Origin of the sequence: Epilithonimonas pallida, from assembly GCF_900182975.1 — a bacterium.
GTDB classification, from domain to species: domain Bacteria; phylum Bacteroidota; class Bacteroidia; order Flavobacteriales; family Weeksellaceae; genus Epilithonimonas; species Epilithonimonas pallida.
The window spans coordinates 470,540-486,255 of sequence record NZ_FXUO01000003.1; the positions used below are offsets into that span (position 1 = coordinate 470,540).

At 37.4% G+C, this 15,716-nt stretch carries 12 protein-coding genes; 7 read left to right on the forward strand and 5 right to left on the reverse strand.

The annotated features are described in order from the left end of the window. Positions 1-20 precede the first annotated feature (20 nt). Together rpoC and QOL71_RS08315 are read left to right on the forward strand one after the other, a co-directional pair. Entirely contained in the window at positions 21-4,286 is a 4,266-nt protein-coding gene (gene rpoC, locus QOL71_RS08310; protein WP_283416458.1) for a DNA-directed RNA polymerase subunit beta', read from the forward strand. A gap of 89 nt (positions 4,287-4,375) precedes the next feature. Continuing rightward, positions 4,376-4,681 carry a DUF3467 domain-containing protein gene (locus QOL71_RS08315; protein ID WP_283416459.1) on the forward strand — a complete coding sequence of 102 codons (306 nt, stop codon included), beginning with the start codon at positions 4,376-4,378 and terminating at the stop codon, positions 4,679-4,681. A 490-nt stretch (positions 4,682-5,171) separates the two neighbouring features. On the opposite strand, the gene QOL71_RS08320 is transcribed toward QOL71_RS08315, so the two are convergent. Further along, the gene (locus tag QOL71_RS08320; RefSeq protein WP_283416460.1) at positions 5,172-6,236 is read right to left on the reverse strand and encodes an NAD(P)-dependent alcohol dehydrogenase; all 1,065 of its coding nucleotides are present in this window, start codon (positions 6,234-6,236) and stop codon (positions 5,172-5,174) included. Between the two features lie 35 nt (positions 6,237-6,271). Here QOL71_RS08320 and QOL71_RS08325 point away from each other — a divergent pair, with 35 nt between their 5' ends. Then, positions 6,272-6,703 (forward strand): VanZ family protein, encoded by a 432-nt coding sequence (locus QOL71_RS08325; RefSeq protein ID WP_283416461.1) that lies wholly within the window; start codon positions 6,272-6,274, stop codon positions 6,701-6,703. Here the strand turns inward: QOL71_RS08325 and QOL71_RS08330 are convergent. Together QOL71_RS08330 and QOL71_RS08335 are read right to left on the reverse strand one after the other, a co-directional pair. After that, the gene (locus QOL71_RS08330) at positions 6,690-8,360 is read right to left on the reverse strand and encodes an OmpA family protein (protein WP_283416462.1); all 1,671 of its coding nucleotides are present in this window, start codon (positions 8,358-8,360) and stop codon (positions 6,690-6,692) included. The two genes, QOL71_RS08325 and QOL71_RS08330, sit on opposite strands and share 14 nt — an antisense overlap. A gap of 93 nt (positions 8,361-8,453) precedes the next feature. Beyond that, complete coding sequence (locus tag QOL71_RS08335) at positions 8,454-8,801, reverse strand: T9SS type A sorting domain-containing protein (RefSeq protein WP_283416463.1); 348 nt, start codon at positions 8,799-8,801, stop codon at positions 8,454-8,456. A 106-nt stretch (positions 8,802-8,907) separates the two neighbouring features. Between QOL71_RS08335 and hemB the strand changes: the two genes are divergently transcribed. Beyond that, complete coding sequence (gene hemB, locus QOL71_RS08340) at positions 8,908-9,900, forward strand: porphobilinogen synthase (protein ID WP_283416481.1); 993 nt, start codon at positions 8,908-8,910, stop codon at positions 9,898-9,900. A 31-nt stretch (positions 9,901-9,931) separates the two neighbouring features. On the opposite strand, the gene QOL71_RS08345 is transcribed toward hemB, so the two are convergent. Together QOL71_RS08345 and QOL71_RS08350 are read right to left on the reverse strand one after the other, a co-directional pair. Next, positions 9,932-10,807 (reverse strand): polyphosphate kinase 2 family protein, encoded by an 876-nt coding sequence (locus QOL71_RS08345; protein WP_283416464.1) that lies wholly within the window; start codon positions 10,805-10,807, stop codon positions 9,932-9,934. Positions 10,808-10,885: 78 nt separating this feature from the next. After that, complete coding sequence (locus tag QOL71_RS08350) at positions 10,886-11,389, reverse strand: DUF1573 domain-containing protein (RefSeq protein WP_283416465.1); 504 nt, start codon at positions 11,387-11,389, stop codon at positions 10,886-10,888. A gap of 119 nt (positions 11,390-11,508) precedes the next feature. On the opposite strand from QOL71_RS08350, the gene QOL71_RS08355 reads away from it, so the two are divergent. From QOL71_RS08355 to QOL71_RS08365, 3 genes are all read left to right on the forward strand, one after another. Continuing rightward, positions 11,509-14,178 carry a valine--tRNA ligase gene (locus QOL71_RS08355; protein ID WP_283416466.1) on the forward strand — a complete coding sequence of 890 codons (2,670 nt, stop codon included), beginning with the start codon at positions 11,509-11,511 and terminating at the stop codon, positions 14,176-14,178. After that, complete coding sequence (locus QOL71_RS08360) at positions 14,178-14,822, forward strand: DUF4241 domain-containing protein (RefSeq protein ID WP_283416467.1); 645 nt, start codon at positions 14,178-14,180, stop codon at positions 14,820-14,822. Before QOL71_RS08355 ends, QOL71_RS08360 begins: the two co-directional genes overlap by 1 nt. Before the next feature lie 74 nt (positions 14,823-14,896). Continuing rightward, positions 14,897-15,631: a PfkB family carbohydrate kinase gene (locus QOL71_RS08365; protein WP_283416468.1), complete on the forward strand. Its 735-nt coding sequence runs from the start codon at positions 14,897-14,899 to the stop codon at positions 15,629-15,631. Positions 15,632-15,716: the final 85 nt, after the last annotated feature.

The window sequence follows — 15,716 nt, forward strand, 5'->3', positions numbered from 1 at the left end:
ATCTAAAATCTGATCAAAAAATGTCAAATAAAAATAAAACAAGTCGATTTAATAAAATCACTATTGGTTTAGCTTCACCAGAATCCATTCTTCAGGAATCGAGAGGAGAAGTTCTAAAACCGGAAACGATCAACTATCGTACGCACAAGCCGGAAAGAGACGGTTTGTTCTGCGAGAAGATCTTTGGTCCTGTAAAAGACTACGAATGTGCTTGTGGAAAATACAAAAGAATCCGTTACAAAGGGATTGTTTGTGATAGATGTGGGGTAGAAGTTACAGAGAAAAAAGTACGTAGAGAGAGAATTGGACACATCAACCTTGTTGTGCCTGTGGCTCACATCTGGTATTTCCGTTCTTTACCGAACAAAATTGGTTATCTGTTAGGAATTCCTTCCAAGAAATTGGATATGATTATCTACTACGAGAGATATGTAGTGATTCAGCAAGGTATTGCTAAGAAAGCAGACGGTTCAGATTTCGATGATAAAGAATTCCTGACAGAAGAAGAATATCTGGATGTTCTGGAGACACTTCCTGTAGAGAATCAATATCTTGATGATTCTGATCCGAATAAATTCGTTGCTAAAATGGGAGCGGAAGCGGTTGAAGAATTGCTGAGAAGAATCGACCTAGATTCATTATCATTCGATTTGAGACACAAAGCGCACAACGAGTCTTCTAAGCAAAGAAGAACAGAGGCTCTTAAGAGACTTAATGTTGTAGAAGCGCTTAGAGCGGCTAATACAAGAATGATCAACCGTCCGGAATGGATGATTATGAGAGTTCTTCCTATCATACCACCAGAACTAAGACCATTGGTTCCATTGGATGGAGGACGTTTCGCAACTTCTGATCTTAATGACCTTTATAGAAGAGTTATTATTAGAAACAACCGTTTGAAGAGATTATTGGAGATCAAAGCTCCGGAAGTAATCTTGAGAAACGAGAAGCGTATGCTTCAGGAATCAGTAGATTCATTGTTCGATAACACCAGAAAATCTTCTGCTGTTAAGTCGGAATCCAACAGACCATTGAAATCACTTTCTGATTCATTAAAAGGTAAGCAAGGTCGTTTCCGTCAGAACTTATTGGGAAAAAGGGTAGATTACTCAGCGCGTTCGGTTATTGTTGTAGGTCCTAGCTTACAATTGCACGAGTGTGGTCTGCCAAAAGATATGGCTGCTGAGCTTTACAAACCGTTTATCATTAGAAAACTAATTGAGAGAGGAATTGTAAAAACAGTAAAATCAGCTAAGAGAATCATCGACAGAAAAGAGCCTGTAGTTTATGATATCCTTGAAAATGTGATGAAAGGTCACCCTGTTCTTCTGAACAGAGCACCTACGCTTCACAGATTGGGTATCCAGGCGTTCCAGCCTAAGATGATTGAAGGTAAAGCGATCCAACTTCACCCATTGGTAACAACGGCTTTCAACGCCGATTTCGATGGTGACCAGATGGCGGTTCACTTACCGTTAGGACCAGAAGCAATTTTGGAAGCTCAGTTATTAATGTTAGGTTCTCAGAATATCCTGAACCCGGCAAACGGTTCTCCAATTACGGTACCTTCTCAGGACATGGTTTTGGGTTTGTATTTTATGACCAAAGAAGCTCATTCTACTGAGGATTACAAAGTAAAAGGTGAAGGTCTGGCTTTCTATTCTCCGGAAGAAGTTGAGATTGCTTATGCAGAAGGGCAAGTGTCTCTTAACGCAAAAGTAAGATGTCGTCTTCCAATCAAAGAGAACGGAGAGATTGTGACTAAATTAACAAACACAACTGTTGGTAGAATCTTGTTCAACCAGATTGTACCTGCGCAAGTTGGATATGTGGACGAGTTATTGACTAAGAAATCTCTTAGAAATGTAATTGGTCAGATCCTTGCGGATACAGATTTCCCAACGACGGTTAAGTTCTTGGATGATATGAAAAACCTTGGATATGCTAACGCATTCAAAGGAGGTCTTTCATTCAGTCTTGGAGATATCGTGATCCCTGCGGAGAAAAAAGCAATGATTGCTCAGGCTGTAGAGAATGTTGATGAGATCAAGGCTAACTATAACATGGGTCTTATTACAGATACAGAGCGTTATAATCAGGTAATCGACGTTTGGACTAATACCAATGCAGGTCTTACTGAAATGATTATGAGCAGAATGAAGTCTGACCAAGGCGGATTCAACTCTGTATTTATGATGCTTGATTCTGGTGCGAGGGGTTCTAAGGAACAGATCCGTCAGTTATCCGGTATGAGAGGATTGATGGCAAAACCACAAAAAGCTGGTTCTGTTGGAGCAGAGATCATCGAAAACCCGATCGTTGCCAACTTTAAAGAAGGTTTATCGATCTTGGAATACTTTATCTCTACCCACGGTGCTCGTAAAGGTCTTGCAGATACCGCTCTTAAAACGGCCGATGCTGGTTACTTGACAAGAAGATTGGTAGACGTTGCACAGGACGTTATCATTACGGAAGACGACTGTGGAACATTGAGAGGGACAGAAGTGACTGCACTTAAGAAAAACGATGATATCGTAGAAAGAATCTCTGATAGAATCCTTGGTAGAGTTTCTCTTCACAATATTTACCACCCGGAAACGGATGAATTGTTGGCTAACGCTGATGAATTGATCGTTGAAGCGGTTGCTAAGCAAATCGAGGATGCTGGAATCGAAGCTGTTGAAGTTCGTTCTCCATTAACTTGCGAAGCTAAAAAAGGTATCTGTGCTAAGTGTTACGGACGTAACCTTGCAACAGGAAAAGGAATCCATATGGGAGAAGCTGTTGGTGTAATCGCTGCACAGTCTATTGGTGAGCCGGGAACTCAGTTAACACTGAGAACTTTCCACCAAGGGGGTACTGCAGGTAACATCTCAGAAAATCCAAGTATTGTTGCAAAACGTGACGGTATTGTTGAGATGGATGAAGTTAGAACTATTAAGTCTGAAGATGAAGAAGGAAACTCAGCGGATATCGTTGTTTCCCGTTCAACAGAATTCAGATTGGTTGCCGATAACGAAGCCAGAACACCAATCATGGTAGCTAACGTTCCTTATGGATCTGTATTGTCTGTATCGCCGGGTGATAAAGTGAAAAAAGGTGATCTTATCGCAAGATGGGATCCGTATAACGCGGTTATCATTGCAGAAACTTCCGGTAAGGTTGAATATGAAGATATCATCCAGGGTGTTTCCTTCCAATTGGAGATCGACGAACAAACAGGTTTCGAAGAGAAAGTAATCTCTGAATCCAGAAATAAGAAAGCCGTACCTACTTTGAAAGTGGTAGATTCTAAAGGTGTTGAGCAAAAAGCTTACAACTTACCGGTAGGAGCCCACCTTATGGTAAACGATGGTGAAAAAATCAAGGCTGGTAAAGTCCTGATCAAGATCCCAAGAAAATCTGCAAAAGCAGGGGATATCACCGGAGGTCTTCCAAGAGTTACCGAATTATTCGAAGCTAGAAATCCTTCTAACCCAGCGGTAGTAACCGAGATTGATGGAGTTGTTTCTTACGGTAAAATCAAGAGAGGTAACCGTGAATTAATCGTAGAGGCTAAAACCGGAGAGATCAAGAAATATCTAGTGAAATTATCAAACCAGATTTTGGTACAGGAAAATGACTTCGTTTATGCTGGCGATCCATTGTCTGACGGTTCTATCACACCGGACGATATCTTGAGAATCAAAGGTCCAACTGCGGTTCAGGAATACTTGGTTAACGAGATCCAAGAGGTTTACCGTTTGCAAGGGGTGAAGATTGATGATAAGCATTTCGAGATTATTGTTCGTCAGATGATGACAAAAGTTGAGATTGTTGATGGAGGAGATACTCAGTTCCTGGAAGGTGCGCTTGAGCACAAATATGATTTCTTGGAAGAGAACAACAGAGTTTTCGGACTGAAGGTTGTTGTAGAGCCGGGAGATTCTAAGGTTTTCAAAGCGGGACAAATGATTACTGCAAGAGAACTGAGAGACGAGAACTCGAAGCTGAAGAGAGAAGATCAAGCTCTAGTTGAAGTAAGAGAGGCGCTTCCTGCAACAGCTACACCTGTATTACAGGGTATTACAAGAGCGGCGTTACAGACTAAGTCATTTATGTCAGCAGCGTCATTCCAGGAAACAACCAAGGTTCTTAATGAAGCGGCGGTTTCCGGAAAAATCGACTTCTTGAATGGTCTTAAGGAAAACGTAATTGTAGGACACAGAATCCCTGCAGGTACAGGTCTTAAAGATTACCAAAACGTCATCGTAGGTTCTAGAAAAGAATTCGAAGATATTAACTAATAAATTCATTTGAAATTTGAGGTTTGAAATTATTTTTTATATTTTCACAATCTCAAATTTCAAATTTTAAACAAAATAAATTAAACAAAATGGACAACAACCAAAATCAAGATCCAAACAACATCAATATTGAGCTTAATGAAATGGTAGCTGCTGGTGTTTATGCTAACTTAGCTTTAGTAAACCACTCACCATCAGAATTTGTTTTGGATTTTATCCAATTGATGCCAGGTGTACAGCAGGCTAAAGTAAGAAGCAGAGTTATCGTTGCTCCGCTTCACGCTAAAAGAGTTTTAGCTGCACTTCAGCAGAATATTGCTAACTATGAGCAACAATTCGGAGAGATCAAAGAAGTTGAACCTTTCGTATTAGGAGGTAACAACGTTCAGGCTTAAGATATTTCTCTTAACATATCAATCCCGATTCTTCACAAGAGTCGGGATTTTATTTTTAAATCACCATCCTGATAAAACTGTTTTTGCAAATAAATTAGGACTAAAAATATGTGCGATTTGCTAAATCTGCGAGAATTTCAATATTCAATTCAAGATAAAAAGCTTAAAAACTAATCAGCCTATCGATGGGAAACTGATGGTTGTGAAACCATTTTTAAGTCTAAAAAGTAACTTCTAGATATTAAAAAAATGGACTTCTGCAAGTCCGATGGATAGGGTGTTCCCAAGGGTGCCTCAAAACGCACGTGCCTTTTCATCAAAACGCACGTATCTTTTAACTAAAACGTACGTGTCTTTTTAGCAAAACATACGGAGGTTTTTTTTAAGATGCTTTAGTCTTGTCTAAATTTTGACCTGAGAAATCCTCTAAAACTAAAAGAGAGAACACCAGCAGATGTCCTCTCTTTTTTATTTTTGAATTGAATTAAAATTAATTCTTCAGGCTTTTCATATCGATAACAAATCTGTACTTCACATCACTTTTTAGCATCCTTTCGTAAGCATTGTTGATGTCCTGTATATTGATGATTTCGATGTCAGAAACAATGTTTTTCTCACCACAGAAATCCAGCATCTCCTGTGTTTCTTTGATACCGCCAATCAATGAACCTGCAACAGAGCGTCTTTTATAAATCATCGGTCTTGTACTTACAGCATCATTCTCAAACTCGCCAATGAAGCCAACCAGAACTAAAGTTCCGTTTACAGTCAAAGTCTGCATATAAGGATTGATGTCGTGCTCATAAGGAACAGTATCGATAATCAAATCAAATTTATTGGAAACGGATTTCATCTGCTCCTCGTCTGTTGAGATAACTACATGGTCAGTTCCTAATGCTTTTGCATCTTCCGTCTTTCCGGGAGTTCTGGAGAACAAGGTCACTTCTGCGCCCAAGCCTTTTGCCAGTTTGATAGCCATATGGCCTAATCCACCCAAACCTACAACTGCAACTTTAGAGTTTTCTGTCACGTTCCAGTGTTTAAGAGGGGACCAGGTTGTAATACCAGCACAAAGAAGTGGTGCAGCGGCTGCCATGTCCAGATTTTCCGGAAGTCTCAGGACAAAATGCTCATCAACCACAACAGACTCAGAATAACCTCCGAATGTTCTGGTCTCTTCAAAATATTTATCTTTTCCGTTATAAGTTCCCGTGAATCCTTTTTCACAGAATTGTTCCAAATCCTGCTCGCAGCTGTGGCAAGTTCTGCAAGAATCTACCATACAACCTACAGCAACAAGATCTCCAATTTTGAACTTGGTAACTTCTGATCCGACTTGCAATACCTTTCCGACAATCTCGTGACCTGGAACTGCCGGATAAACAGTGCCGCCCCAATCGTTTCTTGCGGTGTGAAGATCAGAATGGCAAACGCCACAGTAATAGATATCAATTTTGATGTCTTTTGGCTGGACTTCTCTTCTTTCTATGGTTAATAATTCCAGATCATTTTCGGCAGCCTGTGTTCCGAAAGCTTTTATTGTGCTTGTTTTCATTTATTTTAAATATTTTTACGTTATAATTTTAATTGATGAGGTTATTTGTTAACAGGTATTATCCTGTTTTTATTAATGTTTATACGGTTTGGATTTTATATCTATTATTTTTTGCCAGTTTTCGTTATTCGCCTGCCATCTTGTTTGAAATAAAAACTGTTCCATTTGAAACAATAAATGAATATTCAACAAAAGTTATTTTATGGAATAAAACTCAAGCTTTTGAAAATATTTTTGGAAATATTATTTTATTTATTCCCTATGGCTTTCTTGGGATTCTATATCCAAAACTGAATCAATTCAAATGGTTGTTACTTACATTTTTTTTAATAATCAATATCATCGAGTTTTCTCAATATTTTTTCAAAAGAGGTTATGCTGATATTGACGATGTTATTCTCAATACTTCAGGAGCAATTATTGGGTTTGTCATTTATAATAAGTGGTTTTACATCAAGGACAAATAACTTTCATCTCCGTTCTTCTGTTTAACTGATGCTGTTCCTCTGTACAATCTACGCCATTGCTACATTTGTTCAGAAGTTTTGTTTCGCCATAACCAATGGGCTTTAGACGGATTTTATTAATTCCTTTCGAGACCAGATAATCTACTGCTGCATTGGCTCGATTCTGAGAAAGCGTTTTATTATAATCATCAGAAGCTCGCGAGTCTGTGTGAGACGATAATTCTACATTGATTTTTGGATTATCTTTCATAAACTGAACCAATTTGTTAAGCTCAGCTTTTGCCTCTTCACGGATAAAAAATTTATCCAAATCATAGTGGATATTCTTCAGGTTAATTGGCTTTCCACAAGTTGTTTCCTCCATACAAACCTGGAGATTAAGAAAAAGCGTATTGCTTCTGTTCACTTTTTGGGAAGTGACAGTTTCTGTCTGAGAAAAGTAATTTCCTTTTTTGCCATAAATGTTATAAGTCGAATTCTTATCTGCTTTGAAATAGAATTTTCCATCAATATCGGTTTTCATCTCGTGGTAGATATCCGTTTCATTATTCCTGATAACGACTGTTACATCCCTCAAAGGATTTTTAGAATTACAGATATTAACCTGCCCCTTCACAAAGAATGTTTCCGGATCTGTAGAGATCTCTTTCTTGATTGTGGAATTTTTTACAAACTCATTTTTAGCGGCTTTGTTTGAAATGAGGTCAATATTATAAAGGCTTCCTTTGATTTCGTAATTGTCAGGCTTAATATTTTTAAAGAAAGCCACACCCTGTGAGTTGGTTCTCGCAAAGTAGGCTCGTTTTCCGTTTTTATAAAGCTCTACAAAAGTATCGGGTAATACCAACCCGGTTTCCTTATCTTTGGCAATCACGGATAATCCATAATCGGGATTGGAACCACCAGTGGGAATTCTAAAAGTTAGTCCCGCAAAAACGCCAACTGAATGGATCTCGTGATTAAGACTGTTATTTCTTATTTCAGAAGCTGATGGATTAATATGATACTGATTATTACTTTCGGAAAAAGGTATATATCCGGAAACAGAATTGTTATTAATCTGATCTTTAGCTTGGAAGTGTTGTATATAATAACCACCAACATTCAACCCAACATATTCTGAAAAAAACCAGTTCAATTCAACCTGTCCTTTTCCGGTTAGGATATTTTTTTCATTGTAGCCATTGTGATAATTAAGATGGTAAGAATTCGAAACTAAGGATGTTTCTCCACCTTTGATATTAGAGATTCCGCCTTTTAATTTAAAGGCTAAACTTAAGTTGTCATTAATGATATATCTGAAGTTTGGCCCAATTCCCAGGAAGTATCTTTCAACCTTATTTTCCTTTAAATTAATAATAGAAAGTGGAGCCGATCCATTATAAAGATTCTCAGTTGGATAGGTGTTTTTTGTAGTGTTTCTTAGATAATCGAAATCAACGCCTAATCCAATCCAATTGAAATAGAAATCAACGGAAGCTCCCAGATTTATATTGTATTTGTAATCAATAAATTGGGTTTGATTATCGTAAGAAGGGAAATCCAGTCCGCCTCGTAATGATGCAGTCAGTTGATGGTTGTCATATAGAGTATTTCTAAATTGACAATTAATAATCTGGCAGAAAATGATAAAAACTAAAGTAATTAATTTTCTCATAATTTAAATTTCGTGGTTAGGACAAATTTACGGAATTATAGGATACCAATAAAAAATGCCGGTTTAACCGGCACTGTATATTTTAAACTGAATTTATTGTTTGATAATCTGAGTGATTTTCTGAGTATTATCATCCAGTACATATCTCATAAGATATTTTCCCGGACGTAGTTTGTCTAATCTCAGCTCGGCGCTGTTGCTGTTAATTGTATATTCAGCAACCTGAGCTCCCAAAATTGAGAAAAAGGTCACAATTCTGATTTTTGCAGAATCATCTTTAGATTTCAAAATCAAAACATCTTTAGTAGGATTGGGATATGCCACCAAAACACCATCATCGGTCTTTTGTCCGGCAATTGTACGAGCTGATTGAGCCTTCATTTCTCCCGAAAATCCAACTGAAACTACCGTAAATATAATAAAAAATAGAAATTTTTTCATTCGCTTTCAAATGTTACATAACATATTACACAAATATATTTTAAATAAATTGATTATGCAATAGTTTATCCGTAAAAGTATAATTAAATTTGCATAAACAATTTTTATCAGGATGATTTCAAGAAACAGAAGACTAAGAACCAATGATTCCATCAGAAGTCTTGTCCGTGAAACTAGCCTTACAACAAACGATTTGGTACTACCAATGTTTGTTATGGAAGGAGACAACAAAAAAGAAGCCATTTCTTCAATGCCAGGCGTTTTTAGACAAAGTTTAGATTTAACGGTACAAACTGTTAAAGAAAATTATGATTTAGGAATCAAGGCAGTTAATCTTTATATGAAGGTTTCTGACAACCTCAAAGATAATACCGGAAAAGAAGCCTGGAACCCGAACGGATTGATGCAGAATACCATAAAAGCGATCAAGGATGCAGTTCCGGGAGTAGTTGTAATGCCGGACGTGGCATTAGACCCTTATTCTATTTATGGTCATGACGGGATTATCAAAAATGGAAAAATCGATAACGATTCTACGGTAGAAGCCTTGGTGAAAATGGGGATTTCCCACGCCGAAGCCGGTGCTGACATTTTGGCTCCGAGTGATATGATGGATGGCCGTGTGATTGCAATGAGAGAAGGATTGGAAGAAAATGGATTTACGGATGTCGGGATTTTATCTTATGCGGCAAAATATGCAAGTGCATTTTACGGACCTTTCAGAAGTGCTCTGGATAGTGCGCCTGTTGATGCGCAGGAAATTCCTGCAGATAAAAAAACGTACCAAATGGATTTCCATAATTCCCGCGAAGCTATTGATGAAGCTTTGAGAGACGTAGAAGAAGGCGCAGATATCATTATGATAAAACCGGGTATGCCTTATCTGGATATCGTCTCCAAAATCCGTGAGCTTATTACGCAACCAATTGCAGTTTACCAGGTGAGTGGTGAGTATGCAATGCTGAAAGCTGCTGCACAAAACGGCTGGCTGGATAATGATAAAGTATTGATAGAAAGTCTGACAAGCTTCAAACGTGCAGGCGCGGATATGATCTTCACTTATGCTGCACCGGAAGTTGCAAAGCTTTTGAATCAATAAATAAAAAAACCGTCAACTTTGACGGTTTTTTTTATTCATTTTCCAGTTTCACTTTAGATTCAAGCAACGCGCTTTTTTCTTTTTCGGCAAGTTCAGGATATTGCAGATTCATTTCTTCCAATTTATCAATGATAATTTGAATCGCCGCAACTCTGGAAAACCATTTTTGGTCAGCCGGAATTACGAACCAAGGAGCCGAATCAGTAGAGGTTTCGTTGATTGCCTCTTCGTAAGCTTTCATATAATCATTCCAAAAACCCCGTTCTGTGACATCTCCGGCAGAAAATTTCCAGTTCTTATCATCTTCATTGATCCTGTCAAGAAAACGTTGTTTTTGCTCTTCCTTGGAAACATTCAGGAAGATCTTGATAATCTTGGTTCCATTATTGGCAAGATGTTTTTCAAAATTTCGGATGCTTTCGTATCTGTTTCCCCAGAATTTCTTGTCAAATTGTTTTAGATCTGTCCAGACTTTCTCGCTGAGATTATACTCCGGGTGAACTTTGCAAACCAAAACACTTTCGTAATGTGAACGGTTAAAAATTCCGATTTTCCCTTTTTCGGGAAGCGCTTGATATTGCCTCCAAAGAAAATCGTGAGAATATTCTTTGGAACTTGGGGTTTTGAAGCTTTTCACCTCACAGCCCTGAGGATTCACTCCTCCAAAAACATGTTCTATCAGGCTGTCCTTACCGGCTGCATCCATCGCCTGGAGGACGATGAGCAAAGATTGACTTCCATCAGCATACAACTTTTCCTGCAAGAGCCGCAGTTTTTCTTTTTCGGTTTCCAAAAGTTCTTTGGCTTCATCTTTATCAATTTTGCCTTTATAACTGGTGCTTTGTTTTTTTATTTCGAATTTTGAATTTTCTTTAACCAGAAAATCATCTGAAAAATTATAACCCATAAAATTTGATTTAATGTAAAAATAAAAAAACCGTCTCTAAAAAGAAACGGTTTATAATATTAATTTGTAATCTGCTATTTATTTAGCAGCTTCAACTTTTTTAACAGCCTTTTTAGCAGCTCTGCTGTTAGAGTCGGTAGCAGGAATTGCTTTAACTTGTGCAACAGCCTTAGCTTCAGGAGCAGCAGTTAATTTTGCTTCAGCATTTTCTCCTGCAAGATCTTCAACAGTTCCTTTGATGTAAAGAACCGATCTGTTATTTTGAGGGTCATTAGAATAAACTTCGATCAGTTTATTGAAAGAACCTTTGATGCCGGTATTATAACCAACTTTGATCTGAGCAGATTTTCCAGGTAAGATAGGATCTTTGCTCCATTCAGGCGTAGTACAACCGCAAGAAGGTTTAACTTCGCTGATAATCAAAGGCTTGTCACCTGTGTTTTTTACAGTGAAAAATCGATGACCATCAGAACCCGCTTTCACGTTTCCGTAGTCAAAAGTTGTTTTGTCGAATGAAATTGTTTGAGCAGATGCAAAAGCGATAGCTCCTGTCATAAATAATCCTGCAAGAATCTTTTTCATATTGTTTTTGTTTTAATTAAATTTTTAAAGTTCAAAGTTATAAATAATTTGAATATGTGCTGTTAATTTTTTCACATTGTGTTATTTTTGCAAATTACAAGCCAAAAAAATATTTTAAAATGCAGATTGCAGACAAATACAATCCACAGGAAACTGAACAAAAATGGTATGACTTCTGGTTAGAGAACAAATTTTTCCATTCCACTCCGGATAACAGACCGCCGTACACTATTGTAATTCCTCCGCCAAATGTGACGGGTATTCTTCATATGGGACATATGCTGAATAATACAATTCAGGATGTATTGGTCAGAAGAGCAAGAATGCAGGGTTTCAACGCTTGTTGGGTTCCGGGAACGGACCATGCTTCTATTGCTACAGAAGCAAAAGTTGTTGCGAAACTGAAGGCTGAAGGTATCAACAAAAAAGATATCACGAGAGAAGAATTCCTGAAACATGCCTGGGAATGGAAAGAAAAATACGGAGGAACCATTCTGGAACAATTGAAAAAACTGGGTTGCTCCTGCGACTGGGACAGAACAAGATTCACGATGGAGGACAATCTTTCTAAGTCTGTTATCAAAGTTTTTGTTGATCTTTATAATAAAGGGCTAATTTACCGTGGTTACAAAGTTGTCAATTGGGATCCGGAAGCGAAAACCAATATTTCTGATGAAGAAGTCATTTTCAAAGAACAAAATGGGAAATTATTCTATCTTAAATATAAAATCGAAGGTTCAGAAGATTTCTTAACCGTTGCAACTACACGTCCGGAAACTATTTTCGGGGATGTTGCAGTTTGTGTAAATCCGAATGACGAAAGATATCAGAGCCTCAAAGGCAAGAATGTAATCGTTCCAATCGTAAATCGTGTAATTCCAATCATCGAAGATGATTATGTTGACATCGAATTCGGAACCGGCGCTTTGAAAATTACGCCGGCTCACGATATTAATGACTACGAAATATTTAAAAGATATAATAATTTACATAAGGAAAAATTAAATGCTTATGATGTAATGCTTCAAATTATTGATATTTTTGATGATGAAGCTAATTTAAATCAAAATGCAAGTGAAAACGGGAGACATTATATAGGTAAAAATAGATTTGTAGTTAGAAAAGAAATTGCTAAAGAACTACAGGAAGGAAATCTTTTGATTAAAGCAGAGGATTATGTCAATAATGTTGGAACTTCTGAGAGAACCGGAGCGATTATCGAACCAAAATTGTCTGTTCAATGGTTCTTGAAAATGTCAGAATTGGCAAAGCCGGCTTTGGATGTGGTGATGGATGACACAATCAAATTCCATCCTGAAAAGTTCAAAAATACATACCGTCATTGGATGGAAAATGTTCATGATTGGAACATTTCGCGTCAGCTTTGGTGGGGACAGCAGATTCCGGCTTTCTATTACGGAACGGGCGAAAATGATTTCGTAGTTGCTGAAAATATAGAAGATGCTTTGGTTTTAGCTAAAGAAAAAACTAATAATCAACAACTGACAACCGAGAACCTTAAACAAGACGAAGATGCCTTGGATACTTGGTTTTCATCTTGGTTGTGGCCAATGTCGGTATTTGAAGGTATTTTAGATCCGGAAAATAAAGATATCAATTATTATTATCCAACCTCAGATTTGGTAACTGGTCCGGATATTATTTTCTTCTGGGTTGCCAGAATGATTATGGCCGGCTTGGAATATAGAAAAGATGTTCCTTTCAAGAATGTTTATTTCACAGGAATAGTGAGAGATAAGCAAAGACGAAAAATGTCTAAGCAATTAGGTAATTCACCCGATCCAATTGACCTTATTGAAAAATATGGAGCTGACGGTGTAAGAGTCGGAAGTTTGTTGAGTTCTGCTGCAGGAAACGATCTGTTGTTTGATGAAGATCTAATGTTGCAAGGAAGAAACTTTGCTACGAAAATCTGGAATGCTTACAAATTGATCCAGGGTTGGAAACGTGATGAAAATATCAAGGCTAAAGAATATGATAAGCAGACAATCAATTGGTTTGGAGAACAATTGAATAAAACAATTGCTGAAATTGAAGATCAATTCTCAAAATTCAGGATTTCTGATGCATTGCATTTGGTTTATAAACTGATTTGGGACGATTTCTGTGCTTGGTATTTGGAAGCAATCAAACCTAATTTTGGAGAAGCGATTAGTGAAGAAGTTTATCAGAAAACGATTGTTTATTTCGAGGAATTGATGAAATTATTACATCCATTTATGCCTTTCTTGTCAGAAGAACTTTGGCAAAATATCTCCGAAAGAAGTATTTCCGAAGCCTTGGTAATTGCTCAACAGAAAAAATCAGAACCTTATAATGAAGATAAAATTAAGGATTTCGATTTTGCTAAGGAAGTCATTTCCGGCATTAGAAACTATCGCCAATCCAAAGGGATTTCGCCAAGAGAAACAGTTGAAGTTTTCACGAATGTTTCCGGATTGGCAAATGCTGAGGTGATTCAGAAATTGGCGAATATTTCGGAAATTAATTTCAATCAAAAAACGGACAAGCCAAGTTTCACATTCTTGGTTGGAGCTAATGAATTTTCTATTCCGTTAAGTGAAAATCTTGATCTAAGTGAAGAAAAAGCAAAGACCGAAGAGGAAATCAAATATCTGAAAGGTTTCTTGATATCGGTTGATAAAAAGCTTTCCAATGAGAAATTTGTGGCCAATGCAAAACCAGAAATTGTAGAAGTTGAGCGTAAAAAACAAAAAGATGCGCAGGATAAAATTGCGCTTCTTGAAGAAAAACTGAAAAGTTTGTAATGACTCACATAGAAAATATTAAAAAATTGTTCTCCCGGGACTTCGTAGAAAATCCGTTATTGGAAACCTACGAAGTCGGGAAGATTCATATCTCATCCGGACAAATTGTGGCCAGCGATGTTTTGATTTCACCCGACCATTCTGCATTTACACAAGAATTTCCGAAAGGTGATTTTCCGGTTTTTGTTCATAAGGAAAGAGAATCCAATTGCATAGCCTATGCAGAAATTGTTTTTGATAAGAATCAATTGGCCGAGAATTGGGTTTTGGCACTTTGTGATCATCAGAATCCTGAAGATCTTAAAGAAGGGGAAATCTTCGGCTATCCTGTAGAATCAGGAATGGGAAGTTTTATGGACAAAGATGCTCAGAGTTCTCTTAATCAATTGGAGCAGGAACTTTTTCATAAAAAAGGAGCTGACTTTATGGGGATCTATGAAGAGTTTTTTCATTCTCATTTCTTTGATGAAAACGGAGCGATTGACCAGTTTGCAGTTCTCAAACCTTACGACGTAAAGAAGGAAAATATCATTGCTTTCGAGACTGGTTATGGCGAAGGTTTTTATGCTAGTTATATAGGTTATTCTTCTGGAAATAAACCAGTTAAATTAATTTCTGAGTTTATTGAAATCGGAACCGATTAATTGATTACATTAGCTCAAATGAAATCGGTGTAGTGATTATACTTGATTTTAAAAAAAAGTACGGGTATTTGTAAATGAAACTAAATAATATAAAACCTCAGATTGTAGTTGTAGGAAGTTCTTCCATAGATTTGATCCTCAGAACCAACAAAATTCCGACGGCCAATGAAACTGTTCTTGCTCAGAATCTGAGAAGCTATTTGGGTGGAAAAGGTGCTAATCAGGCAATTGCAACGTCGCGTTTGGGAGCGCAGACATCTCTTATAAGCAGAGTAGGAATGGATCCTTATGGACAACAGGTCTTAAGAAATCTGGATGACGAGGAAGTGAACGTTGCTTATGTTTTCGAGGATGAAGACGAAGATACAGGAACAGCTTATGTTACGGCTTCGGAAGAAGGAAACTCGATTACGGTAATTCCTGCGGCCAATTATAACCTATCTCCTTCAAATATTGATGAAGCGGAGAAATATCTGGTTAATGCAGATCTGATTCTGACCCAACTTGAAATCCCTTCAAAAACTGTTGAATATCTTTTCAGAAAAGCTAAAAATCTTGGAAAAAAAATAGGGATCTATGCTGCTCCTGCGAGCAGGCTTTCTGATGAAATTATAAATTATGCTACATTTATTGTTGCAAAAAGTACAGATCTTGAAGTTATTTTTGGTGAAGGCAATCATGATGACATTATTAAACATCTGCCCAATAAATTATTCGTAAGAGACGGTGCCAACAGTACAAGTTATTTTGATGGTTCCGAAATGAAATATTTCCGAAAAGATCCTAAAAGCCATGCACACAATAGCTAAGTTTTCGTTGCGTGCGAAGCACGAACAATGAAAACCCTGTTGAACGGAAGCTTCGGGAGCTTTTTTCAACATTATGGGTTTACCG

Excerpts from the sequence above, each read along its gene's own strand:
- QOL71_RS08315 (WP_283416459.1), top strand. The coding sequence starts at position 4,376 with ATGGACAACAACCAAAATCAAGATCCAAACAACATCAATATTGAGCTT.
- QOL71_RS08325 (WP_283416461.1), top strand. The coding sequence starts at position 6,272 with ATGAGGTTATTTGTTAACAGGTATTATCCTGTTTTTATTAATGTTTAT.
- QOL71_RS08350 (WP_283416465.1), bottom strand. The coding sequence starts at position 11,389 with ATGAAAAAGATTCTTGCAGGATTATTTATGACAGGAGCTATCGCTTTT.
- QOL71_RS08320 (WP_283416460.1), bottom strand. The coding sequence starts at position 6,236 with ATGAAAACAAGCACAATAAAAGCTTTCGGAACACAGGCTGCCGAAAAT.
- QOL71_RS08335 (WP_283416463.1), bottom strand. The coding sequence starts at position 8,801 with ATGAAAAAATTTCTATTTTTTATTATATTTACGGTAGTTTCAGTTGGA.
- QOL71_RS08330 (WP_283416462.1), bottom strand. The coding sequence starts at position 8,360 with ATGAGAAAATTAATTACTTTAGTTTTTATCATTTTCTGCCAGATTATT.
- QOL71_RS08360 (WP_283416467.1), top strand. The coding sequence starts at position 14,178 with ATGACTCACATAGAAAATATTAAAAAATTGTTCTCCCGGGACTTCGTA.
- QOL71_RS08355 (WP_283416466.1), top strand. The coding sequence starts at position 11,509 with ATGCAGATTGCAGACAAATACAATCCACAGGAAACTGAACAAAAATGG.
- QOL71_RS08345 (WP_283416464.1), bottom strand. The coding sequence starts at position 10,807 with ATGGGTTATAATTTTTCAGATGATTTTCTGGTTAAAGAAAATTCAAAA.
- rpoC (WP_283416458.1), top strand. The coding sequence starts at position 21 with ATGTCAAATAAAAATAAAACAAGTCGATTTAATAAAATCACTATTGGT.
- QOL71_RS08365 (WP_283416468.1), top strand. The coding sequence starts at position 14,897 with ATGAAACTAAATAATATAAAACCTCAGATTGTAGTTGTAGGAAGTTCT.